This is a genomic window from Sorangium sp. So ce394, from assembly GCF_051474665.1.
GTDB lineage: Bacteria > Myxococcota_A > Polyangia > Polyangiales > Polyangiaceae > Sorangium > Sorangium cellulosum_D.
On sequence record NZ_CP150339.1, the window covers coordinates 1,959,930 to 1,982,999 of the forward strand.

15 protein-coding genes are annotated in these 23,070 nt (G+C 73.8%); 6 read left to right on the forward strand and 9 right to left on the reverse strand.

Annotation, left to right across the window (positions count from 1 at the left end):
- The first annotated feature begins 53 nt into the window (after positions 1 to 53).
- From WMF33_RS07170 to WMF33_RS07195, 6 genes are all read left to right on the forward strand, one after another.
- Positions 54 to 1,805, forward strand: a complete 1,752-nt coding sequence (locus WMF33_RS07170; RefSeq protein ID WP_129573523.1) for a serine/threonine-protein kinase — start codon at positions 54 to 56, stop codon at positions 1,803 to 1,805.
- Between the two features lie 442 nt (positions 1,806 to 2,247).
- The gene (locus WMF33_RS07175; RefSeq protein ID WP_437336429.1) at positions 2,248 to 4,698 is read left to right on the forward strand and encodes a sodium-translocating pyrophosphatase; all 2,451 of its coding nucleotides are present in this window, start codon (positions 2,248 to 2,250) and stop codon (positions 4,696 to 4,698) included.
- Between the two features lie 126 nt (positions 4,699 to 4,824).
- Positions 4,825 to 5,028, forward strand: a complete 204-nt coding sequence (locus tag WMF33_RS07180) for a hypothetical protein (RefSeq protein ID WP_061626777.1) — start codon at positions 4,825 to 4,827, stop codon at positions 5,026 to 5,028.
- 233 nt (positions 5,029 to 5,261) lie between these two features.
- A complete protein-coding gene (locus tag WMF33_RS07185) occupies positions 5,262 to 7,682 on the forward strand; it encodes an alkaline phosphatase PhoX (RefSeq protein WP_437336430.1) in 2,421 nt (806 codons plus the stop codon).
- 5 nt (positions 7,683 to 7,687) lie between these two features.
- Positions 7,688 to 9,340, forward strand: coding sequence for a hypothetical protein (locus WMF33_RS07190; protein WP_437336431.1), 1,653 nt, complete (start codon positions 7,688 to 7,690; stop codon positions 9,338 to 9,340).
- A 379-nt stretch (positions 9,341 to 9,719) separates the two neighbouring features.
- Positions 9,720 to 11,105, forward strand: coding sequence for an MATE family efflux transporter (locus WMF33_RS07195; RefSeq protein ID WP_437336432.1), 1,386 nt, complete (start codon positions 9,720 to 9,722; stop codon positions 11,103 to 11,105).
- Positions 11,106 to 11,140: 35 nt separating this feature from the next.
- On the opposite strand, the gene panD is transcribed toward WMF33_RS07195, so the two are convergent.
- The 9 genes from panD to WMF33_RS07240 all read right to left on the reverse strand — a co-directional run bounded on the left by panD (position 11,141) and on the right by WMF33_RS07240 (position 23,033).
- Positions 11,141 to 11,590, reverse strand: a complete 450-nt coding sequence (panD, locus tag WMF33_RS07200) for an aspartate 1-decarboxylase (RefSeq protein ID WP_437336433.1) — start codon at positions 11,588 to 11,590, stop codon at positions 11,141 to 11,143.
- 154 nt (positions 11,591 to 11,744) lie between these two features.
- Positions 11,745 to 12,935 carry a hypothetical protein gene (locus tag WMF33_RS07205; RefSeq protein WP_437336434.1) on the reverse strand — a complete coding sequence of 397 codons (1,191 nt, stop codon included), beginning with the start codon at positions 12,933 to 12,935 and terminating at the stop codon, positions 11,745 to 11,747.
- A 448-nt stretch (positions 12,936 to 13,383) separates the two neighbouring features.
- On the reverse strand, positions 13,384 to 14,439 hold the full coding sequence (locus tag WMF33_RS07210; protein WP_437336435.1) for a metallophosphoesterase: 1,056 nt from the start codon (positions 14,437 to 14,439) through the stop codon (positions 13,384 to 13,386).
- A 112-nt stretch (positions 14,440 to 14,551) separates the two neighbouring features.
- Positions 14,552 to 15,097, reverse strand: coding sequence for a DUF1232 domain-containing protein (locus WMF33_RS07215; protein WP_437336436.1), 546 nt, complete (start codon positions 15,095 to 15,097; stop codon positions 14,552 to 14,554).
- Positions 15,098 to 15,437: 340 nt separating this feature from the next.
- Positions 15,438 to 16,247 carry a tachylectin-related carbohydrate-binding protein gene (locus tag WMF33_RS07220; RefSeq protein WP_437336437.1) on the reverse strand — a complete coding sequence of 270 codons (810 nt, stop codon included), beginning with the start codon at positions 16,245 to 16,247 and terminating at the stop codon, positions 15,438 to 15,440.
- 324 nt (positions 16,248 to 16,571) lie between these two features.
- Complete coding sequence (locus WMF33_RS07225) at positions 16,572 to 17,675, reverse strand: hypothetical protein (protein WP_437336438.1); 1,104 nt, start codon at positions 17,673 to 17,675, stop codon at positions 16,572 to 16,574.
- Positions 17,676 to 17,722: 47 nt separating this feature from the next.
- Positions 17,723 to 18,799, reverse strand: a complete 1,077-nt coding sequence (locus tag WMF33_RS07230; RefSeq protein WP_437336439.1) for a dipeptidase — start codon at positions 18,797 to 18,799, stop codon at positions 17,723 to 17,725.
- Positions 18,796 to 20,208, reverse strand: a complete 1,413-nt coding sequence (locus WMF33_RS07235) for a serine/threonine-protein kinase (protein ID WP_437336440.1) — start codon at positions 20,206 to 20,208, stop codon at positions 18,796 to 18,798. The genes WMF33_RS07230 and WMF33_RS07235 overlap by 4 nt, the downstream gene beginning before the upstream one ends.
- Positions 20,209 to 20,339: 131 nt before the next feature.
- Positions 20,340 to 23,033, reverse strand: coding sequence for a transglycosylase SLT domain-containing protein (locus WMF33_RS07240; protein ID WP_437336441.1), 2,694 nt, complete (start codon positions 23,031 to 23,033; stop codon positions 20,340 to 20,342).
- Between the last annotated feature and the right edge of the window lie 37 nt (positions 23,034 to 23,070).

The window sequence follows — 23,070 nt, forward strand, 5'->3', positions numbered from 1 at the left end:
CCTGAGAGACGCGAACGGCTCTCCGGGGAGCGCTGAGGAGAAACGAAGGCACCATGGAGCGCGCGATTCAGCGACCGGCAGGTCCCAAGGCTTCGAGCACCGATCCGTTGATCGGTAAGGTCGTGGCCGGCCGGTACCGGCTCGAGGCACGGCTTGGCGAAGGCGGCATGGGCGTCGTTTACCGCGCCCGTCACGTGCTGATCGACCGGGTCGTCGCCCTGAAGCTCATCCGGCCCGATCTCCGCGGAGAGACCCATCTCCGCGCGTGGATGCTGCGCGAGGCGCGCGCCGCAAACCGCGTTGATCACGCCCACATCATCGATATCCACGACATCGGCGAGACCGAGGAGGGCGAGCTCTACCTCGTCATGGAGTACCTCGTCGGCACGCCGCTCTCGGCGGAGCTCGCGCGCGGCCCGATGCCGATCGCGCGGTCGGTGGACATCCTCGAGCAGATGTGCGCCGCGCTCGCGCGCGCCCACGACCTCGGCGTCGTGCACCGCGATCTCAAGAGCGACAACATCCTGCTCACCCACCGCGGCGGCCGGAAGGACTTCGTCAAGATCCTCGACTTCGGCCTCGCCGCCATCGCGCGCGACCCGCGCCTCGCCCCGAAGGGCGCGGTGTTCGGGACGCCCGAGTACATGTCGCCCGAGCAGGCCCGCGGCGAGGAGGCGACGGCGCAGTCGGACCTCTACGCGCTCGGCGTGCTCTTCTTCGAGATGCTCACCGGGCAGCTCCCCTTCCGCGCGAACGACCGCGACACCCTGCTGGAGATGCAGCGGACCCACGCGCCGCCGCGCCCCCGCTCGATCCGCCCCGACGCGCACGCGCAGGGCGAGGCGATCGTGCTGCGCCTGCTCGAGAAGGACATCCGCAAGCGCTACCGCGACGCCCACCACCTCCAGGAGGAGCTGAAGGCGCTCCAGCGCGGGCTCCCGGCCCACGCGTGGGAGGTCGAGGGCGGCGACGGCGTCCCGGTGCCCCCGCCGCCGCCGCCGCCGCAGAGCGCCGGCGTCATCGAGTGGGCGAGCCGCGCGGCCCTCTTCTCGCGCATGGTCTCCCGCGCCTACCCGTCCGGGCAGGTGCCGCAGGAGGTCCAGAACGGCCTCGCGCAGGCCTGGGACCTCGCCGCGCGCGCCAACAAGCTCGAGGGCGAGGTCGCGAGCCTCACCCGCAAGCTCGAGGCGCTCGAGCGCCGCGGCCGCGCGCTGCGCGCCGAGATCGGCCGCAAGGTCGAGGAGCTCGCGCACGAGGAGTCGCGCGTGATGCGCGAGGCGATGGCCGACGGCGAGGACGTCGAGAAGGTCCGCGTCGAGCTCGCCGCCGCCGAGAAGCTCGCGCTGTCCGCCCGCCAGCTCGCGGACGCGGCGGCCCGCCAGGGCAACCACGATCCGCTCGTCTACGAGCGCGCGGGCGCCGCCGGCGCGACCGCGCAGGCGAAGCGCGAGCAGCTCGGGCGCTACGAGCACAAGAAGAACGCGCGCGAGGCGAACGCGCGCGACCTGCGCCGCCAGATCGACGAGCTCCGCGCCCAGCTCGCCCGCTACGCCGAGGCGCTTGAGGAGGACCTCGCGCAGGGGCGCGAGCGCGTCGCGGCGCGCACGCGCGAGGGGCTCGCCTACGAGAAGTCGTTCAGCGAGGCCTCGAACCTGCTCCTCAGCCACCTCCGCAACAAGCCGGAATGCCGGGACCTCGTGGCCGAGCTCCTCACCTCCCACGCCAGCCCCAACGCGGACTCCGGCTCGGATCAGCGGCTCTCCGGCTCGGACCGGAGGCTGAACAACGCGACCGAGCGCAACTGAACAGGGCTGAACGCGACAATCGGTGAAGGAGCGCGCCAATGCGCGCTCCGCTCCATCCTCCACCGCGATCTCCCCGCGCTCCGCGCCATCCTCCTACGCAATCTCCCTACGTGATCTCCTGACATCGCGGCGCTGACAAGCGCTCTCGTCGTGCGCGCGCATCGCACCCTCTCGACGGCGTCTGCCACACATGGTAGCTAGCGCGCGCCTCGGCGTTCCCGGTCGAGGCGGGGGGCTTGCGAGGAAACTCTCTGGGCGCCCCGCCACCACCGGCCGCTGAGGGACGAGGCTGTGCTGAAGCGTCGGCGTTAGAGCAAGATCCCTCCGGCAGCGCGCCGGTCCTTCCCCTTTACGCAGGCGGCCAACCCCTCGGAACCACGAAGCTGCGGGCGGCGATAGCGCCGTCCTCTGCCTCGGATTTTGCGATGGAGGCACACCGTCCATGAACGTCATCCGGTCTCAAAAGGCCTGGCTCGCACCGCTGCTGGCCGGGCTCGCTGCGCTCGCCCTGCTGCTCAGCGGCGGGCTCGCCAGCGCAAGTGAATCCGACCTGGTCCTCCCCGACCTAGGCACCCAGTCGTTCGGCGGCATCGACGGCCGCACGCTCCTCTTCGGCGGCATCGGCGTCTGCGCGCTCGGGTTCGTGTTCGGGATCGTCATCTTCTCGCAGCTGAACAAGCTCCCCGTGCACCGCGCGATGCGGGAGATCTCGGAGCTCATCTACGAGACCTGCAAGACGTACCTCGTCACGCAGTTCAAGTTCATCCTGGTCCTCGAGGTCCTGATCGGCGCGGTCATGGTCCTCTACTTCGGGGTGCTGCGGCACATGGATGCCACGAAGGTCGTGGTCATCCTGCTGAGCAGCCTGGTCGGCATCGCCGGCAGCTGCGGCGTCGCGTGGTTCGGCATGCGCATCAACACGTTCGCCAACTCGCGCGCCGCGTTCGCGAGCCTCAAGGGCAAGCCGTTCCCGACGTACGCCATCCCGCTCAAGGCGGGCATGAGCATCGGCGCGGTCCTCATCAGCACCGAGCTCATGCTCATGCTGGTGATCCTGCTCTTCATCCCCGGCGACTACGCCGGCCCGTGCTTCATCGGCTTCGCCATCGGCGAGTCGCTCGGCGCCTCCGCGCTCCGCATCGCGGGCGGCATCTTCACGAAGATCGCCGACATCGGCTCCGATCTCATGAAGATCGTCTTCAACATCAAGGAAGACGACGCGCGCAACCCGGGCGTCATCGCCGACTGCACCGGCGACAACGCCGGCGACTCGGTCGGCCCGAGCGCGGACGGCTTCGAGACCTACGGCGTGACCGGCGTCGCGCTCATCTCGTTCATCCTCCTCGCCGTCCCCGACACGGCCGTCCAGGTCCAGCTGCTCGTCTGGATCTTCGTGATGCGCATCGTGATGGTCCTCGCGAGCATCGGCTCGTACCTCCTCAACGAGGCGATCGCGAAGGCGTCCTACGCCGAGGCCGACAAGATGAACTTCGAGGCCCCGCTGACGCGCCTCGTCTGGCTGACCTCGATCGTGTCGGTCGCGCTCACCTACGCCGTCTCGGCGTTCATGATCCCGAACCTCGGCGGCGACACGACGCTCTGGTGGAAGCTCTCGTCGATCATCACCTGCGGCACCCTGGCGGGCGCCATCATCCCGGAGATGATCAAGATCTTCACCTCGACCGAGTCGCGCCACGTCCGCGAGGTCGTGACCGCGTCGCGCGAGGGCGGCGCCTCGCTGAACGTGCTGTCGGGCCTGACCGCCGGCAACTTCAGCGCGTACTGGATGGGCATCGTCCTTGTCGTGCTGATGGGCATCTCGTACTTCTTCTCGGCCCAGGGCCTCGATCGGCTCATGATCGCCGAGAGCGTCTTCGCCTTCGGCCTCGTGGCGTTCGGCTTCCTCGGCATGGGCCCGGTGACCATCGCGGTCGACTCCTACGGCCCGGTGACCGACAACGCGCAGTCGGTCTATGAGCTCTCGCTCATCGAGAACGTCCCGAACGTCGAGGCCGAGCTGAAGAAGGACTTCGGCTTCACCCCGAACTTCGACAAGGCCAAGCACTACCTCGAGGAGAACGACGGCGCGGGCAACACGTTCAAGGCGACGGCGAAGCCGGTGCTCATCGGGACGGCGGTCGTCGGCGCGACGACGCTGATCTTCTCGATCATCGTCGTGCTCACGAACAAGCTGACGACGAACGTGGACAAGCTCTCGCTGCTCCACCCGCCGTTCCTGCTCGGGCTCGTGACCGGCGGCGCGGTCATCTACTGGTTCACCGGCGCGTCGACCCAGGCGGTCTCGACGGGCGCCTACCGCGCGGTCGAGTTCATCAAGGCGAACATCCGCCTCGAGGGCGTGGAGAAGGCCTCGATCACCGACAGCAAGAAGGTCGTCGAGATCTGCACGCAGTACGCGCAGCGGGGGATGTTCAACATCTTCCTCGGCGTCTTCTTCTCGACGCTCGCCTTCGCCTGCCTCGAGCCGTTCTTCTTCATCGGCTACCTCATCAGCATCGCGCTCTTCGGGCTCTACCAGGCGATCTTCATGGCGAACGCCGGCGGCGCCTGGGACAACGCGAAGAAGCTCGTCGAGGTGGAGCTCAAGGAGAAGGGCACGCCGCTCCACGCGGCGACGGTCGTCGGCGACACCGTGGGCGACCCCTTCAAGGACACCTCGTCGGTCGCGATGAACCCCATCATCAAGTTCACGACCCTGTTCGGCCTCCTCGCGGTCGAGCTGGCGATCGAGATCGACCGCACGACGAGCCTCGTGCTCGCGGCCATCTTCTTCGTGCTCTCGACGGTGTTCGTGTACCGCTCCTTCTACGGGATGCGCATCAAGTCGGACGCCGAGAAGACCGCCGCCGTCCGCGCCAACGCCACGGCCTGAGCCGGGCGTCCCTCCTCCCGGGCCCCCGCGCCCCCTCTCTCCCGCGCTGACCTCCCCCGCCGCCCGTCCACGGGCGCGCCGGGGGAGGGTCTTGCACCCAGCGCGGCCGCACTATAGTGACCCCTCATGCGAGCGCTCTGCCCCTCCTGCGGCCTCCACCACGAGGTAGTCCGGGTCCTTGACGACGGGCACGGCGAGCAGCGCAAGGACGTCTACCAGGTCGCGCCGCTCCAGGGCTGCGAGCGCACCTGGATCTCCGACAAGGAGCTGCTCGAGGCGCGCGCGCGCTTCGATCAAGACGTCGTCGTGCCCGACGACGACGACGAGTAGCGCCGCGCCGACGAGTAGCGCCGCGCCGACGAGTAGCGCGGCGCCTCCGAGGGTGAGCTCGCCCCCCATGCCCGCCGTGATCTCGCGCTGTTAGCGCCGCGCGGCGGAGCGCGCGCCGCTGCGCCCCGCGATCCGCGCGAGCGCTGACAAGAACTCGTCGCCATCGTCGCATCGGGGCGCCACGGTGGGCAGGCATCGTCTCCGGCCAAATCCCCGGCGGAGAAGATGCGATGATGACGAGGCGGACCCTGAGGACAGCGTTGCTTCTGGTGCTCGCGAGCGGCCTTGCCGCGAGCGCAGGCGGTTGCGGTGAGGATGGGAAGCAGGGCCCGCCCGGCAAGGACGGCGCGCCGGGGCTGGATGGCAAGGACGGGCAGGACGGCGAAGACGGCGCGCCGGGCCAGGACGGCGAGGACGGGCAGGAAGGCGAAGACGGCGCGCCGGGTCAGGACGGAGCGCCGGGCCAGGACGGGGCGCCGGGCCAGGACGGGGAGGACGGCGAGGACGGGGCGCCGGGCCAGGACGGGCCGCCCGGGCCCAAGGGCGAGGACGGCGAGGACGCGGTCCCGTGGACCAGCGCCGCGAGCATCGCGGGCTACGTGAAGGAGCGCGTGGAGATGTTCGCCGCGGGCGCCTTGCCCGCGGGCGAGCAGTTCCCGCTCCACGCGGCCGCGACCGACACCATCCGGACGCTCGCCGGGGTGCGCTCGGACATCGTGGTGACCTGGCTCGATCCGCTGACCTTCAGCACCGCGCCGGACGCGCCCCGGTTCGGCGCCAACAACGATTACACCGCCTTCTTCGGCGAGGGGTGGTCCGCCGCCGCGGGCAACGCGCCGCAATGGAACGGCTCCGGCACCGCGGGCTGGCTCTGGGTCAACCACGAGTACGTCTCCGGAAAGAGCCCGACGGCCAGCTCCGCGCCGACCGGGCAGCACCTCACGCTGGCGCGGCACCTGAAGAAGCTCGGCGTCCTCGCCAACGACGTCGAGGCGAACGTCTGGGCGCAGGAGGACGTCGACACGTACATCCGCTGGGAAAAGAAGGAGGTCGGCGGCTCCTGGCTCCGGATCGTGCAGGACCCGGCGACGGGCGCGTGGTCGGTGGACCGGAGCGCGCGCGCCGTTCGCTACGACGCGACGAGCAAGACGCTGAGCCGGATCGCGGGGCACGAGCTCTCGGGCCCGGGCAAGGACGACCTGACGGGCGCGCCGCTCCCCGAGGGGATCGTGGCCGGCATCATGGGCGATTGCGCCGGCGGGCAGACGCCCTGGGGCACGGTGATCACCGCCGAGGAGAACGTGCAGGACTACTACGGCGATCTCGAGGCGAACTGGTCGGGCGATCAGAAGCTCCTCACCGGCCGGGGCTTCGACCCGGGCGCGCCGGTGAGCCCGACCTTCGAGGCGAGCACCAGCGCGGAGTTCGGGCGCATATCGGACCCGAACGGCAGGCAGCCCCGCGATCACTACGGGTACCTCACCGAGATCGACCCCGGGAAGCCCGCGGACGAGTACGACGGCAAGACGGCGGCGGGCACGGGCCATAAGAAGTTCGGCTTCATGGGCCGCGCCCGCTGGGAGGCCGCGACGTTCGCCGTCGACGGCGACTGGAAGCTCCTGCCGGGCCGGCCGATCGTGGTCTACGGGACCGACGATCGCCGCGGCGGCCGCATCTACAAGTACGTGACGGCCGGCAGCTACACGGCCGGGATGACGCGGGCGGAGATCCGCGGGCTGCTCGACGAGGGCAAGCTCTACGCGGCGCACCTCGCGGGGCTCGACAACACGACCGGCAACACGCTGCTCGCGACCGGCGCGGCCCCGACCGAGGCGGCCCCCGGCGAGGGGCAGTGGATCGAGCTCTCGGTGGACAGCGCCGCCGTCGCGCCGAACGCGGCCGCGCTCGGCGACGCGACGAGGACCGTCGGCGCCGCGCTGCGCGACGCGAGCTGGAACGGCCTCGGCGGCTTCGCGACGGACCACGACGTGTGGCGCGCGCTGTTCACGGCGAGCAACAAGGTCGGGATCCTGGAGCTGAACCGGCCCGAGGACATCGAGTGGAACCCGCGCGACCCGAGCGGCACGCCGCGGGTCTACGTGGCGTTCACCAACCACACGGGGCAGACGGCGCTCGATCAGGGCGGCAAGCTCTACGATCCGGCCACGCACGCGACGACGTCCCCGAAGCGCGCGGACGCCGTGGGCTCGATCTTCGCCCTGGAGGAGGCCGACCCCGCGAACCCGGGCGCGTCGGTCTCGTTCCGGTACTTCGAGGTGTGGCACGGCGCCAAGACGCAGGGCGACTTCGACGCCTCCTGCCCGGACAACCTGCTCCTCGACCGCGAGGGCGGCGTGTGGTTCGGCACCGACGGCAACTTCGGGGTCGCCTCGCACGCGGACGCGTTCTACTACCTCGATCTCGACCCCACCCACCGCGAGGGCCAGCCGGGCGTGACCCAGCCGAGCTTCGGCAAGGCGTTCCGCGTGGTGGCCCTGCCGAGCGACGCGGAGGCGACCGGGCCGTCGTTCACGCCCGACATGGGCACGATCTTCATGTCCGTGCAGCACCCCGGCGAGAACGCCTACAGCACCTGGCCGAAGGGCGACGGCGCCCTGTCGAGCGTGATCGCGGTCACCTTCCTGCCCGAGTGATCTCCGTGGGTGCTCGCCGCGAACGCCCGCTGTCCGTGCCCCTGGCCATCGCGGCGATCTCAGCCGTCCTCGTCGCGGCCGCGCGCTGCGGCGGGGGCGGTTACGATCCGCTCGCCGCCGCGGCGGCGCGCGCCGGGCACGCGGGCAACCCGGAGGCGTCGATCCCGCCGATGTGTTACGCGGCGACGGCCGGCGGCGCGAACGGCTGCTGGACGTGCCACACGATCGGGCGCGGCCCGAACACGCTCGCCGATCACGACCTCCAGCGCGCGTACAGCTTCTCGGACGCGGCGCGGAAGAACCCCTGGACCAACCTGCTCGAGGACCTCTCGGCGTCCGCCGCCCGGACGAGCGACGCGGAGATCCTCGAGTACATCCGGGAGGACAACTACGCGCCGCTGCGCGAGGCGCTCGCCGCGCGCCCGGATTACCCGGGTTACGTGCCGGATCTCGACCTCGAGGCCGGCTTCGACGACGAGGGCTTCGCGCGCGACGGGAGCGGCTTCCGGGCGGTGCGGTACAAGCCGTTCCCGGGGAGCTTCTGGCCCACGAACGGCAGCGCCGGCGACGTGTTCGTCCGGCTGCCGGCCGCGTTCCGCGAGGACGCCTCCGGCGCGCCGTCGCGCGAGGTCTACAAGCTGAACCTCGCGCTGCTCGAGGCGGCGATCGCGTCGCCGTCGCCGCTTCCCGTGGGGGGCGCGGCGCCGCCCGCGGAGGCGCCCGCCGGGCGGGAGGTCGAGCCGGTGAGCGAGCTCCTCGCAGGCTTCGATCTGGACGGCGACGGCGCGCTCGAGCCGGCGGTGACCCGCGTCGCTCGCCTGCCCGCGCGGTACGCCGGCGGGGCGGCCGGCGTCCCCGTTCGCGCGTGGCTCTACCCGCGCGGGGCGGAGCTCTTGCATTCGGTGCGGTACCTCGATCCGGACCGCCCGGCGCTGCTGTCGGCGCGGATGAAGGAGCTGCGCTATGCGCGCAAGGTCGAGGCGCCGGACGACTGGGCGATCGCGCGCGCGTACGAGCGCGAGGCCGAGGAGAAGGCGGAGGGGCAGCCGCCGTTCCACGCCGGCGGGCCCGAGGTCGGCCTTCGGAACGCGTTCGGCTGGCAGATCCAGGCGTTCATCGAGGACGAGCGGGGCCGGCTGCGGCTGCAGACGGCGGAGGAGCACCGCGCGTGCATGGGCTGCCACGGCGCGGTGGGCGTCACGGTGGACCACACCTTCTCGCTGGCGCGCAAGGTGCCCGGCGCGGCCGGCTGGCGGCACCAGGACCTGCGCGGCATGCCCGACGTGCCGCAGGCTGGCCACGCGGAGCCGGAGGTCCTGACCTACCTGCGCCGCGCCCGCGGCGCCGACGACTACCGCGGGAACGCGGAGATGCTCGCGCGCTTCTTCCCCGGCGGCGCGCTCGACGAGGCGGAGGTGCGGCGCGGCGCGCCCGGCGGCGACCGCGATCTCGCGTACCTCGTCGCGCCGTCGCGCGAGCGAGCGCTGCTGCTCGACAAGGCCTACCGCGCCCTGGTCCGGGCGCAGCGGTTCGAGGCGGGGCGCGACGTCGTGCTCGGGCCCGCGACGGGGATCCTGCGCGTCGTGGAGGGCGAGTCGACGGGGCTCGCGGAGGCGGAGCGCGTGTACCTCGACGGGCGGGCGCACCTCGCCTGGTGATGCCTGGGGCGCGGGCGCGGAGAGGGCGGAGCGACGCGCGGCGGGAACGAGAAGAAAAAACGCAAAGGCGCAAAGGCGCAAAAAAGAGAGAGGAATGCTTGGGCGCTGCTGAGCGCACGGCGGCCGGAGCTCGGAGATGTTCTGTCTACCCAAGACGACGCCCGGCGCTGGGAGAGGTTCTATCTCTCTCCCTTGCGCCCTTGCGCCTTTGCGCCTTTGCGCCTTTGCGTTTTTTTCTCTTCTTCTACTCTCGAGTTGGCTCGTCCGTGTTTCGATAAGTTCTCGCAATCGTTAGATTTTTGTGCGCTCACCCCACCTCCGGCGAGCGCTCCCCCGCCGGCGCGCTATGGTGGCGCCCCTTTTCGCCCCCGGTGCTCTCGTGAACCCCGCTTCCTCCTCGCTCGCCGCCGACAGCGCGCGGTCCGAGCTGCGCGTGCTCGCGCGCCTCGCGCTGCCGATCGCGGTCGCGCAGGCGGGGCTCGTCGCGATGTCGCTCGTCGACGTGGCGATCGTGGGGCGCGTCTCGGTCAACGAGCTCGCCGCCTGCGCCATGGGCAGGACGATCGTCCACATGTCGAACGCGGTCGGGGTCGGCGTCTCGGCCGCCGTCGAGCCGCTCGCGTCGCAGGCGATCGGCGCGGGCCGCCCGGGGCAGGCCTGGGCGGCGCTGCGCGCGACCCTGCGCGCGAGCCTGCTCGTCAGCGTCGTCGCGTTCGGGGCCGCGCTCGCCGCGACCTTCGCGCTCGCCCCCATGGGCGTCGACCCCGCGCTGGTCCCGGGCGTGCGTCGGTACATCCTCGGCCACGCGCTGTGGATCTTCCTGTGGCCCGTCTTCCTCGCCAGCAAGAGCTTCCTCCAGGCCCACGGCGCGACGCGGCCCGCGCTCGTCGGCGTGATCGTGGCGAACCTCGTCAACCTCGTGGCCTGCAACCTGATGGTCCGCGGCGACGAGGCGCTGCGCTGGGTGGGCCTGCCGCCGATCGGCTTGCCGCAGCTCGGCGCGCTCGGCGCGGGGCTCGCCGCGAGCCTCGCCACCGCCGTGCTCTCGTCGATCGTGCTCTGGTCCGCGCGGCGCCGCCGCGGGCCGTCCACGGAGGACGCGGCCGCCGTGCCGGTCGCGGTGATCTACCGGCTCGGCGTCCCGATCGGGCTGCAGCTGCTCGCCGAGATCGGCGTGTTCGGGATGACGGCGCTGCTCGCCGGCCGGCTCGGCGCCACCGTCGTCTCGGCGCACCAGGTCGCGATCGGGCTCGCCGCCTTCGCGTTCATGGGCGCGGCCGGCGTCGGCGGGGCGACCGCCGTCCGCGTGGGGCACGCCGTCGGCGCGGGCCGGCCGCCGCTGCGCCCCGGTCTGCTCGGCCTCCTGCTCGGCGCCGGCATCATGTGCGTGAGCGCCTCGACGTACGCCGCGTTCCCCCGCGCCCTCATCGGCGCGTTCACCCCGGACGCGCAGGTCATCGCCATCGGCGTCTCGCTGCTCCGCATCGCGGCGCTCTTCCAGCTCTTCGACGGCATCCAGGCGGTCGCCGCCGGGGCGCTGCGCGGCGCGGGCGACGTGCGGTTCCCCTTCTGGGCCAACCTCGTGGCCCACTGGGGCTTCGGCCTGCCGCTGTCGATCGGGCTCGCCTTCGGGCTCGACCTCGGCGTCCGCGGCCTCTGGTTCGGGCTCACCGCGGGGCTCATCGCCGTCGCGGGGGTGCTCTCGATGCGCTTCGTCCGGCTGGCCCGCGCGCCGGTGGCGCGGGTGCTGCCGCACGCCGGGTGACGCGCGCTCAGGTCGGCGCGCTCAGTTCGGCGCGCTCAGTTCGGCGCGCGTGGGGCCGGCGCCTCGGGCGAGGGGCCCGGCTGGCCCGCGAGCGGCGCCGCCGGCGCGAGCGGCCCCGGCGCCTCGGGCGGCTGGTCGGCGAGCGGCCGGTTCTGCCCGTCGACGCGGAGCACGCGCGGCGCGTGCCGCCGCGCCTCGGCGTCGTCCATGTCCGCGAACGTGGCGATGATGACGAGATCGCCGGGCTGATTGAGGTGCGCCGCGGCGCCGTTGATGCACACGACGCCGGAGCCGCGCGCCCCCTCGAGCGCGTAGGTCGTCAGCCGGGAGCCGCGCGTCACGTTCCAGATGTCGACCGCCTCGTAGGGCAGGATGTCGGCGGCCTCCAGGAGGTCCACGTCGATCGTGACGCTGCCCTCGTAGTGCAGATCCGCGTGGGTCACGGTCGCGCGGTGGATCTTGCTCTTGAACATCCGTCGATTCATGCGTGCTGACCTCTGCTCCTCCCGGCTCGGGCCGGCGCCGCGCGCGCTGTCGACCGCGCGCGCGCGGCGTCGGTCCGCGAGCGAGGCGCGCGCGGTCACGAGCTCCGCGAGGGCCGCCGGGAAGGACAGCCTTTCTCCTTAGTCCAAGTGGCGGTCAGTCAAGGAACAATCGCTGCCGGAGGAGCCGGCCGCCCGCGAGCTGGACGGCGGCCTGGTCGGGCGGCGCCTCGACGTCGTCGACGTCGACCGCCGGCGACCCGGGCTGGCCGATCACGAAGACGACCTCGCACGGGCCCGCCGCGGCGTCCCGGAAGAGCGCCTCGCGCGTGCCCGACACGCGCGCGCCGCCGCTGCCGTCGAGCTCGATGTCGACGGGCCACGGGCGCGCCTTCCCGCCCTGCACCAGAAAGGCGCTCACGGCGACCGGCGACGGCACGCGCGCGCCGGGCGAGAGCGCGATCGTGATCCGGGCGCCCCGGCCGACGCGGCGCGGGGCGCTCGGATCGCGATCGCCCTGCAGCGCGCCGCCGACGAGGGTCGTCGCGATCGTGTAGTCGGGGAGCGGGGCGGCGCCGGGCGCGAACGGCGCAGGGCGCAGCGCGAGCAGCGACACGAGCGCCGCCGACACGACCCAGCCGGCCACGCCTACGGCGGTCCGCACCCGCGCCCCCATCTTCGCCCGCGGAGCGCTCCGCCGCTCGACGACAAGCTCGGGGACCAGCGGCCCCGGGCGCGGCGCCAGGGCGCCGGCGTCCGCCCCGTCCGGCGCGCGCTGGGCGGGCGGCGCCGGCGCCGGGCTCGGGCGCGCGTCGCGGGGCGGCTCCGAGGGCTCAGGCGGCACCGATTCGCCGCCGATCGCGCGGCAGACGGGCGCATCCGTGGTGGACGGCGAGCTCGTCCCGCTGAGCGAGTCGGCGTCGGCGCCGAGCGGCGGCGCGTCCGCCGCGTCGCCCGGCTCGTCCGCGTCGCCGTCCCACTCGTGGGGGCTCCGGAAGCGGATCCCGGACTTCCGGTCGACCATCGGGCGCGACAGCGACGGCGGCGCGGGCGCGTCGCCGCGCGTGTCCCGCAGCTGGGCGATCAGCTCGTCGGAGAGCCGGGCGCGGGTCTCGTCGTCGAGGGGCACTCGCGCCCCGCGCTCCTCGCGCCCTGCGCCCGAGGTGGGCGCCTCGGCGCCCGCGGTCTTCGCGGGGTCCGCGGGCCCCGAGGCGTCCGCGGCGCCTCGCTGCGCGCTCTGCGCGTCGTCCGGGCGCGCCGCCTCGCCGAGCTTCCGCCGGCGCGGATCGCCCGGCGGATCCTGCTGCGCGATGCGCTTCAAGGTGCGCAGCAGCTCGTCGTCGTCCATCAGCCGCTCCCCGCGTCGCGCCGCGCTGTGCGGCGCTCGGGCGGCCGACACCGGCGCAGCAGCGCGGATGCGACACGAGGAGCCGGGAGGGGGAGGCGCTGCTCGCCGGACGCCAGGGGGGGCTCCCCGTTGCTCCGATTCGCCTCGTGGATCAGCGCGAGCGGACGCTCAGGCATCTGATTCCCTTCCCCTGGGGATCGAAGAGCCCCAGTTTGCCATCGACGTTATCCGGTCCGCGCGGCGCCCGTCAATGGAGCAGACGGGCGCCGCGGCGCTTCTCGCGCTGTCCGCGCTGTTCTCGCCGCGTGCGCCGTTCGCGTCGCTCGCGTCGGTCGCGTCGGTTGCGTCGGTTGCGCCGGTTGCGTCGGTTGCGCCCCCTGCTGCGCTCGCTGCAGCTCGCGCGCGAGAACGTGTTGCAAACGGCGACGAGAGCTTCTCACGAGATCGTCTACTTTTTCTCGCCGCTCGCGCTGCTCGCGCCCGCCGCCTCGCCCGTCAAGATCCGCACGGTGTCGCCGGCAATCTCCAGCGCCGCTGGCTTTCCGCCGTAGTGCGCGGCCATGCCGACGTCGATCCGCCAGACCTTGTCGCCGCAGGCCGAGGTGACGCCGTTCCTCTGGACCGTGTGGCCGACGACCATGCGCTTCGCGGACATGGCCGCGAGGGTCTGGTCGAGCGCCGCGCAGGGGCTCGAGCCCGGGGTCGGCGCCGGATCGCTGGAGTAGAGGCGCGCCCACACCGGGCTGTCCTCGGCCGCGATCATGGCCGGCGCGGACGGGCTCTTCCCCTCCATCCACGCGCGCACCTCGCGGTTGATCCGCGCGATGCCGTAGCGCGTGTGCGACGGGAGCACGCCGCCGTGCGCGAAGACCGTGTCGCCGACGGCGATGATCACGTCGCGCGCCGCGAGCTTCTTGGCGTAGACGCCGCCAGGGAAGAACGCGGCGGCGCGGGCGCGCGCGGGGGGCGGCACCGGCGCGAGGCGCGGCGACGAGGCGTCGAGCCCGGGCACGTCCTCGAAGTCCTTGAAGCCGCCCTCGGTGACGTAGCGGAAGTCCAGCTGGACGTTCATGACCTCGTGGTTGCCGTTCAGCGCGTACACGGCGCCGCCGGCCGCGCGCGCCTCGACGGCGAGGCGGTCGAACAGGTCGACGATCGCCTGCTCGCCGTCGCCGCGGTCGATCTCGTCGCCCGTCTGGACGAGCACGAGCTTGCCGCCGATCCAGCGATCCGAGCCGTCGATCGCGCCCGCGATCCGCAGGGCCGCGCGCGTGGCCGCGAGGTCGCCGTGGACGTCGCCGATGGCCACGACGCGCTCGGCGGCCGGGTAGGCGTAGGAGCGATCCGTGTCGGGCGGCGGCGCGGGCGAGGCGGCGGCGCGGGCGGGCGCGGCCGAGGTGGCGGCGGGCGCGGGCCGCTGCGCCGTCGAGGCGGGGCGATCGGCGTCGCAGCCCGCGGCGAGCAGCGCGGCGAGCAGCGCGGAGAGGCAGGGAGCGGCTGACATCGGACGCGGTCCTCCGGGGGGTGGGCGTTATGTACTACGCGGGGGTGGGCGTGCCGCAGCGACGGCGCGCCCGCAGCGGCTCGCCTCGCGGCGGCGCGCCGCCCGCGGGCGGTCAGGCCGGGAGCTTGGCGGCGAGGAACGATTTCAGCTTGATCAGGTTCTTCGCGTCGCGGCTGAAGGTCGGGGCGGTGTAGCTCGATGCCCAGCCGGCGATCTCGTGCATGAACGAGGCGCGGACCTGCTCGTCGCCGAGGATGTCGTCCACGGTGCGGCCGCGCGCGGCGCCCTTCTCCAGCGAGCGCACGTAGCCCTTGAGCCGCGCGTAGTCGCCGCCGAGCAGCTCGGCGATGAGATCCGCGTCGCGCGCGAGCCGCGCGAGGGCCGGCGCCTGGTCGCGCAGCTCCTGGCTCTCGGCCGCGGCGAAGGAGGCCGCGACGCGCAGCACGAAGGCGTCGTCGAGGAAGCCGAGATCCTCGATGCCGTCCGGGATGAGGTCGAGCGACTTGAAGAGGTAGTTCAGGCCGGCTGCGAGCGAGCGGCGCGCCGCCTCCGGGCTGTCCGGCGAGGCGAGCAGGCCCGCCAGGTCCGTGGCGTCGGAGGCGAGGCTGCGCAGCCACTCGGGGAACGTGTCGAGACAGCGGTCGTCGAGATCGGTCATGGGATCCTCCCGGCGGGAGCGGGAGGGTAGTCCGACCGGCGCGGCGCCGTCCATGCCGTCGATGCGGACGCCGGCGCGCGGCGCCTGCTGGCGCGCCCGGCGCGCGGCCGCCGTGAGGCGCCGGCCATGAGGGGCACGACCCGCCTCGTGGCGCTCCGTCGAGGACGGGACGCCGAGCTCGTGCTCTTCAAGATCGCTCGGTGAGCCAGGCTCGCGCGGGGGTGGCCGGATTTGAACATGAAGGCGGGAAGGCGGGAAGAAAGATTGATGATCTTCCTGTCTTCCCGCCTTCATGGGAATCACTCCGGGGTGATTGGGCCACCACCCTCGCGCGAGCGCTTCAGAGGAACGCGTTCCAGCCAGCACCGACCTTCTGTGGACCGGTCCAGTCGACGGCCCCCGTCTGCCAGCCGTTGTGGCGATACCAGTGGAGATCCCCGTTCGGCAGGATGCCGTAGATGACGCCGCGCCCTCCCGAGAAGACGTGCGCGAACGAGTTCCAGACCGTGCCGACCCTCTGCGGGCCGGTCCAGTCGACGACCCCCGTCTGCCAGCCGTTGTGGCGATACCAGTGGAGATCCCCGTTCGGGAGGATGCCGTAGACGACGCCGCGCCCGCCGGAGAAGACGTTCGTGAACGCGTTCCAGCCATTGCCGACCTTCTGCGGACCGGTCCAGTCGACGGCCCCCGTCTGCCAGCCGTTGTGGCGATACCAGTGGAGATCCCCGTTCGGGAGGACGCCGTAGATGACGCCGCGCCCTGCGGAGAAGACGCGCGTGAACGCGTTCCAGCCGGTCCCGACGGTCCGCGCGTCGGCCCAGTCGACGGTCCCGGTTTGCCAGCCGTCGTGGCGATGCCAGCGGAGGTCCCCGTTCGGCAGGATGCCGTAGATGACGCCGTTTTCTCCCGGAACCACACGTGTGAACGAGCCCCAGCCGGTCCCGACGCTCTGCGGGCCGGCCCAGCTCGCCTTTCCCTCCTGCCAGCCCCGGTGGAGATACCACTGGAGGCTCCCGTTCTGCCGGGTGCCATAGATGACGCCGTTGCCAGCGGAGAACACGCTCTCCTGGGCGGCGGCTCCCTGGATCGCAGCGAGGGACAAGAGCCCCGCGGCTGCAGCGACCGCCCTGATGAATGCCCTTCGTATCATCGCTTCCCCCTCGTCTCGCATGAGCTCGGCGCCTCGTCGCGCGCGCTCCGTCCCCGGATCTCATGAAGCCGCATGGCGCGGCGGGAAGCCTCGGTGGTCGGCGCCTGGCCGCGAAGCCGCGGGCGCGAACCGGCGGCCGAGGTGACGGCTAGAGCGCCGATCAGCTTGAAACGCCCGAGAATGAAGAGATTGCAACCGCAGAGGCACAGAGGGCACAGAGGGATGAAGAAGGGATGAAGAAGAGATTCCGAGCTACCTCTTCTCTCTTCCTCTGCGCCTCTGTGGCTCTGTGGTTGATTTCTCGGGGTTTCAACCCGCGCTGGATCAGCCGCCCGTCGCCCCGACCCGCCCCGTGACGCTCGCGCTCGCGCGCACGCTCACCTGGATGCGCACCGACGCGCTCGTCGAGGCCTCGGCCGCGCCGGCGACGCACGCGAGCGCGCGCGCGCCCGCGTCGCCCACGATCCGCGGCAGCGCGGCGCCGACCTGGACCACGGTCTGGGCGTCGCCGAGGAGCCTGCGCCCGAGCGCCACCTCGGCGTGCAGCAGCGCCGGCAGGTTGGCCTGCAGCGTCGCCGCGAGCCGCGCGGCCATCTCGGCGCCGTACGACGCGCGCACCTGCACGAGCGCCGGCGTGCACGCGGCGTAGACGTCGGCGTGCGCGCGGCAGCTCGCCTCGCACTCGGCGTCGGCGCTTGGGGGCCGCACCATCCCGGCGCACTGCGGCGCCTGCCAGGTGCCCTCGCACCGCGCGTGGCAGGTCGCGTCGCAGCCGCCGTCGCACTCGCCGTTGCAGAACCCCACGCAGCGCCCCTGCGCGTCGTACGCCGAGCACTGCCCCCGGCACTGCCCCGTGCAGCGCCCCTCGCACCGCCCCGCGCAGCGGCCCTGGCAGTAGCCGGAGAGCCGCGCGGGCTCGCACTGCGCCACGATCTGCCCCGGATCCAGCTGGACGTCGCACGCGCCGCTGCAGCGCGCCCCGGCCTGGGCGTTCGCCTGGCAGGCCGGCGGCGTCACCGCCACCTGCACCCCGGCGCCCTGGCGCAGGATGGCGTCGATCGCCGCCGAGACCGGGCCGCAGGCGCCGCTCGCCTGGCCCCCCGCCTCGTCGCGCGGCGCCATCTGCGCGGGCGGGATCCCGAGGTCCGCGCCGATCCGGCGGCAGGCGTCGGCCACCTGCGCCTCGATCGCCGCGGACACGGCGCCCATGTCCTTGGCCGCCTGCACGAACGTCCGCACCTTGGCGTTCGCCCGCGCGTCCGCGGAGAACTGGGCGCCGAGGACGTCGCCCGGCCCGCGCAGCTCGGGGCAGACGGCCTCGCCGACGCCCTCGATGTGGCCGAGCTCCGCGCAGCTCAGGCCCGGGATGCACGCCACGACCGCGAGGGCGAGGAGCCCCCGCGGCGACCGAGCGACTTCCGTGCGCATGCGTGCCCTTACCACGACCGCACCGGCGGCGCGCGGCCGGTCGACGCCTACCTGGGCGGCTGCCCCCCGCTCGCGCCCGCCGGCCGCCAGCCGAGGATGCGCAGCGCGTTCTGCGAGAAGATCTTCACCACGTCCTCGCGCGACATCCCGCGCTGCCGGAGCCGCGCGGCCAGCGCCGGCAGCGCCGACGCGTCGTCGAGCCCCTTCGTCGGGATGATGCCGCCGTCGAAATCCGACCCGATCGCGACGTGATCGACGCCGGCCACCCGGACCATGTGGTCGACCTGCGCGAGCACGTCGTCGAGGTCCGCCTCGCTCGTGCCGTTCACGAACGGCGCGTGGAAGTTGAGCCCCGCGACCCCGCCGCTCCGCCCGATGAGCCGCAGCTGCTCGTCGGTCAGGTTGCGCGGCCGGTTCGCCACGGCGCGCGCGTTCGAGTGGGTCGCCACGATCGGCGCGCCGTGCGCGGCCGCGATCGGCACGAGGTCCGCGAACGCGGCGTCCGAGATGTGCGAGACGTCGATGAGCGCGCCCTGCGCGTAGACGCGCTCGCAGAACCGCTTGCCGAGCTCCGTCAGCCCGAACGCGGCCGGCTCGCCGGTCGCCGACGACGAGAGCCGCGTGTTCTTCGCGTGGTTCGGGCTGATGAGCCGCACGCCGCGCGCGATGAACCGGTCGATCTGCGCGATGTCCTCCGCGAACGCGCCGGCCCCCTCGATCGAGAGGAAGGTGCTGATCTTCCCCGGCTCGGCCCGCGCCGCGCCGAGCGGCAGGAGCACGGGGCTCGCGGCGATGATCGCCTCGATCGTCGCGAGGACCGCGCTGGCGTCCTCGATCTGCGGGCCCTCGGGCCGCGCCCGGTCGGGCAGGTAGATCGGCAGCACGATGCCGAGGTAGTTGCCGGCGGCGAGCGTGTCGCTGCGGGCGTGGCCCTCGCCCAGGCGAGGGTCGCGCCCCTTGAAGTGGACCTGCCAGGGCACGTCGACGTGCAGGTCGACGACGTGCACGGGGGGCTCGCGGCCGCCGCCGGCCGGCGGGTCGCCGCGCGTGGGCCGCGGCGCGCCCAGGGCGGAGGCGGCGCACGCGGCGGCGAGCAGGGCGCGGACGCGGCCTCCGGCGCTCATCCGCTCACCAGCACGCCGAGCGCGAAGCCGACGCCGAGGCACACGAGGCCGATGACCGCGACGAGCCACCAGGCGGCGCCCTCCGGGGGCGCCGTCTCGGCGGGGAGGGGGACCTCCACGACCCGCACGTCGTAGTGGCCGCCCGTGAGCGTCGGCACGCCCGTCGGCCGCTGCGCGCTGACGTGGGTCGGCCCGGCGGGCACCGGGGGCGCCGCGAACGCCGCCGTGGGCGCCACCTGCGAGGTCGTCTGGGGCGGCGGCGCGGTCGGGCGCGGCGGGGGCGCCGACTCCGGCCTCGGCATGACCGGCATGCTCGTCGTCGCGCCCCGCCCGTGCGGCGGCGGGGGCAGCTGCGACGGCGGCTGCGGCGCGTACAGCTGCGACGGCGGCTGCCCCGCTTGCGGCTGCGACGCGTGCAGCTGCGACGCGTGCGGTTGCGGGTGCGGCTGCGCCGGCGGCGGCAGCGAGGGCAGGTGGTGCGGCGGCGGGAGCGACGCCTGCGGATCGGCCCACGCGCCGGGCGTCGCGATGCCGGTGCGGTGCGCGACGGCGCTCAGCGTCTGCGCCATCTCCTCGGCCGTCTGGAAGCGCCCGTTCACGTCCTTGGAGAGGGCGCGCTGGAAGAAGAGGCCCCAGGCGGCGAGGTGCGGCGCGACCTGCTCGATCGGGCGCACCTCCTTGGCGAGCACGGCGGTGAGCCGCGCGAACTCGTTCTCGGCGGGGAACGGCTGCGTCGCGGTGAGCATCTCGTAGAAGATCACGCCGACGCTCCAGAGGTCGGTGCGCGCGTCGACGCCCTGCGCGTTCTTGATCTGCTCGGGGCTCATGTAGCCGGGGGTGCCGAGGAGCGTGCCGGCGCGGGTCTTGAGGCCCATGCCGCCGGCCGCGTCCATCACCTTCGCGATGCCGAAATCGAGCACCTTCACGCGGAAGCCGCCGCGCGGATCGCGCACGAGGAACAGGTTCTCCGGCTTCAGATCGCGGTGGATCACCCTGTGGCTGTGCGCCGCCATGAGGGCCTGGAGCACCTCGTGGATGATCGGCACGGCCTGCGCCGGCGGGATGGGGTTGCCCGTGTCGATGTACGCGGCGAGCGGGACGCCCTGCAGGAGCTCCATGACGAGGTAGGGCGTGCCGTCCTCGGCGCGGGCCGCCTCGAAGACCGAGGCGATGTTCTGGTGGACGAACCCCTTCGTCGCCTCCGCCTCGGCGAAGAAGCGCTGCAGGACCTGCTCTTCCTGCGTGAACTCGGGGTGCAGCACCTTGATGGCGCGCTTGCCCTCGCCGCGCAGCCCGTCGGCCTCGTAGACGGCGCCCATGCCGCCCTCGCCGAGGAGACGCACGATCCGGAAGCGCCCGTTCAGCACGGCGCCCACGAGCTGGTGGGAGGGGCTCGAGGGGTCGACCACGCGCGGACTCTACCAAAGCTTCCGCGCCGCCCGCTCGCCGAAACCTCGGCGCGGTGCGCGCGAGCAGGCCGTCGACACGGGGCGCCGGGGCGCGCTGGGCCCGCCGCGCGCGCGGCGGGCCCCGGGGCGCGTCAGGGCGCGGCGTTCGCCACGGCCGAGCGCGCCGCCGGGCTCGCGGGCAGCGGGGTGCGCAGGGCCTCGCTCGGCTGATCGCCGGCGTAGAGGAGCTCGTAGACGGCGAGGCTCGTGAGCACGCGCTTCGTGTAGAGCCGCGTCTCCTCGTACGGGATGCGCTCGACCCACAGGTCGAAGCTCTGTGAGGGGCGCTCCGCGATCCACCGCTTCGGCGCGCCGCCGCCCGCGTTGTAGGCGGGGATCGCGAGCAGCGGGTTGTCCGAGAACTGGCCGCGCAGCACCGAGAGGTACCGGCAGCCGAGCGCGATGTTGACCTCGGGCCGCCTCAGCGCCTCGGCGCTCGACGGCAGCCCGAGCGGCTTGGCCATGCGCTTCGCGGTCGGCACGATGAGCTGCATGAGCCCGTAGGCCTGCGCGGGAGAGGCCACCTTCGGGTCGAAGGCCGACTCCTCGCGCATGATCGCGTAGGCGAGGGCCTCGGGGATCCCGCTGCGCTTCGCCTCCGCGGCGACGAGGGCGGCGAACGGGCGCGGGTAGGCGAGCTCCCACGCGCTGCGCCAGCGCCCGGCCGGGTAGTGGTCGATCCAGTCGCCCGCGAGCTCGACGCGGCCGTCGTCCGCCGACGGCGCCGCCATCGCCGTGCGCAGGATGCTGTACGACTGCGGCAGCGCGCCCGCGCGCGCGAGCAGGAACGCCGAGGCCCACATCACCTCGCGCGGCGCCGTGCGGCTCCCCACGCCGAGCGCGTCGAGCTCGCGGCGCGCGAGCTTCGCCTCGCCTTGGCGCGCGAGCTCGACCGCGCGGGTGAACGCCGGGCGCGCGAACAGGGGGCTCCGGAGCTCGGCGTACGGCGCGCTCGCGTCGCGCTCGAGGGCCGCGGACAGGGCCCGCTGGGCGGCCGCGGGATCGGCGTCGGCGAGCCGGGCGTGGGCGAGGGCCATGTAGAACGAGAGCGGGTAATCGCGGATCACCTGCTCGAGCAGCGCCTTTCCCTTGTCGGGCGAGCCGGTCTCGATGTGGGCGCGCCCGAGGTAGTAGGGGAACCTGCCGGCGGCGTGGTACGCGCGCTCGTGGGGGAAGCGCGCGAGCCCGAGCTCGAGCGGCCTGACCGCGCCGGACCAGCCGTCGCGCTCCATCTCGAAGAGCGCGAGCTCGAACAGGCCGTCGGCGACCATGTCGCCCGACGGGTAGTCGTCGGGCATGGCGGTGAGCATCTGGACGAACTGCGCCTGATCGCCGAGCGCGAGCAGGGCGCGCGCGCCGAGGTAGCGCGCGTCGTCCGCGAGCCGGTGATCCGGGTACTCCTTCTCGAGCAGCGCGAAGCGCGCGGCGGCCTCGGCGTGCCGATCGACGCGGAACGACGCGCGCGCGGCGTTGTAGAGCGTCTCGGGCCGCCGGGGGGCGGGCGCGCCTGCTCCTGCCGCCGCGGGCGCCGCGGGGGCGCTCGCGGCGGCGGCGGCGGGGGCGCTCGCGGCGGCGGGGGCGCTCGCGGCGGCGGCGGGGGCGTTCGCGGTGGCGGCGAGGGCGCTCGCGACGGCGGCCGGGGCGCTCGCGACGGCGGCCACCGCGGGCGCGCTCGCCGATGCGGCGGCCGCGGGCGCGGCCGGCCCGCAGCGCTCGATCGCCGTGCCGTAGATGTCGGCGGCCTCGGCCCGCCGCCGGACGCGCCCGAGCGCCTCGCCGCGCGCGGCGAACGCGTCGCAGGCGAAGGCCGAGGGCGCCTGCGCCTCGGGCAGGGCGATCAGCGCCTCTGTGACGGCGAGCGCCTCCTTGTCCTGGCGCGAGGCGAGCAGGGCGCGCGCGCGGGCGAGCAGGTCGGCGGGGCCGGGGTCGAGGAACGGCTTGCGCCGCGCGAACGGCAGCGTCGACAGGGCCTGCTCCAGGATCTCCTTCGCCTCGCCCGCGCCCGCGCCGCCGGGCGCCTCGTCGAGGACGCGCCGGGCGAGCCGGATCGCCTCCTCGGCGTGGTCTTCTTTCGGGTGGCGGAGCAGCGCGCGGGCGAAGCGGAGCGCCTCGGGCACCCACGTCGACGCCGGCCAGCTCCGGGCGAGGTACGCCTGCCAGCTCGCGGCGGCGGCCCCGATGTCGCCCTTCTCGGCGAGCGCATGGGCGATCACGCGATCGAGCTCGTCGGCGATCGCGACGTCCGAGGCGACGGCGCGCGCGCGCTCGATCGCCGCGTCCGGCTGCCCCGCCCTGGCGAGGAGATCGGCCGCCGCGAACCGCGCGTAATCGGCGAGCGGCCCGCCGGCGGCCGCCGCCGCGTCGTACTCCCTCGCGGCGCCCAGCGGGTCGCCCGCGAGCGCGCGCAGCCGACCGAGCTGGTAGCGGAACGCCGCTGCTTCCGCGGGCGGCAGGGGCGCGGAGAGCGCCTGGGCCATGGCGGCGGCCGCGCTCGCGTACGACTCCTGGGCGACGAGCTTCTGCACCGGCGCGAGCCGCGGGTCGTCCAGCACGAGCGTGAGGCGCTCGGGGTCGAACACCGGGGCCTCGCCCGCCGTGCCCGGCACGACGGGCCCCGGCGGCGCTGGGGGCGGCGGCGCCGTCGGCTGCGGGCAGCGCGGCGGGCAGGCCGCGGTCCCGCGCTGCGCGGGGGGCGCGCCGGCGCAGGAGGCGCCGAGCGCGGCGGTCAGCGCGAGCGCGGAGGCCAGCGCGAGCGCGGCCCCGGAGCGGGCATCCAGCCTGAACATGCCTGCACCATACTCCGGATCGCGCAGTCGCACAGCG

Bases quoted from the DNA above. Each gene is read 5' to 3' on its own strand.
- WMF33_RS07240 (WP_437336441.1), bottom strand. From the start codon at position 23,033: ATGTTCAGGCTGGATGCCCGCTCCGGGGCCGCGCTCGCGCTGGCCTCC.
- WMF33_RS07210 (WP_437336435.1), bottom strand. From the start codon at position 14,439: ATGTCAGCCGCTCCCTGCCTCTCCGCGCTGCTCGCCGCGCTGCTCGCC.
- WMF33_RS07230 (WP_437336439.1), bottom strand. From the start codon at position 18,799: ATGAGCGCCGGAGGCCGCGTCCGCGCCCTGCTCGCCGCCGCGTGCGCC.
- WMF33_RS07225 (WP_437336438.1), bottom strand. From the start codon at position 17,675: ATGCGCACGGAAGTCGCTCGGTCGCCGCGGGGGCTCCTCGCCCTCGCG.
- WMF33_RS07175 (WP_437336429.1), top strand. From the start codon at position 2,248: ATGAACGTCATCCGGTCTCAAAAGGCCTGGCTCGCACCGCTGCTGGCC.
- WMF33_RS07215 (WP_437336436.1), bottom strand. From the start codon at position 15,097: ATGACCGATCTCGACGACCGCTGTCTCGACACGTTCCCCGAGTGGCTG.
- WMF33_RS07220 (WP_437336437.1), bottom strand. From the start codon at position 16,247: ATGATACGAAGGGCATTCATCAGGGCGGTCGCTGCAGCCGCGGGGCTC.
- WMF33_RS07180 (WP_061626777.1), top strand. From the start codon at position 4,825: ATGCGAGCGCTCTGCCCCTCCTGCGGCCTCCACCACGAGGTAGTCCGG.
- WMF33_RS07185 (WP_437336430.1), top strand. From the start codon at position 5,262: ATGACGAGGCGGACCCTGAGGACAGCGTTGCTTCTGGTGCTCGCGAGC.
- WMF33_RS07170 (WP_129573523.1), top strand. From the start codon at position 54: ATGGAGCGCGCGATTCAGCGACCGGCAGGTCCCAAGGCTTCGAGCACC.
- panD (WP_437336433.1), bottom strand. From the start codon at position 11,590: ATGAATCGACGGATGTTCAAGAGCAAGATCCACCGCGCGACCGTGACC.
- WMF33_RS07205 (WP_437336434.1), bottom strand. From the start codon at position 12,935: ATGGACGACGACGAGCTGCTGCGCACCTTGAAGCGCATCGCGCAGCAG.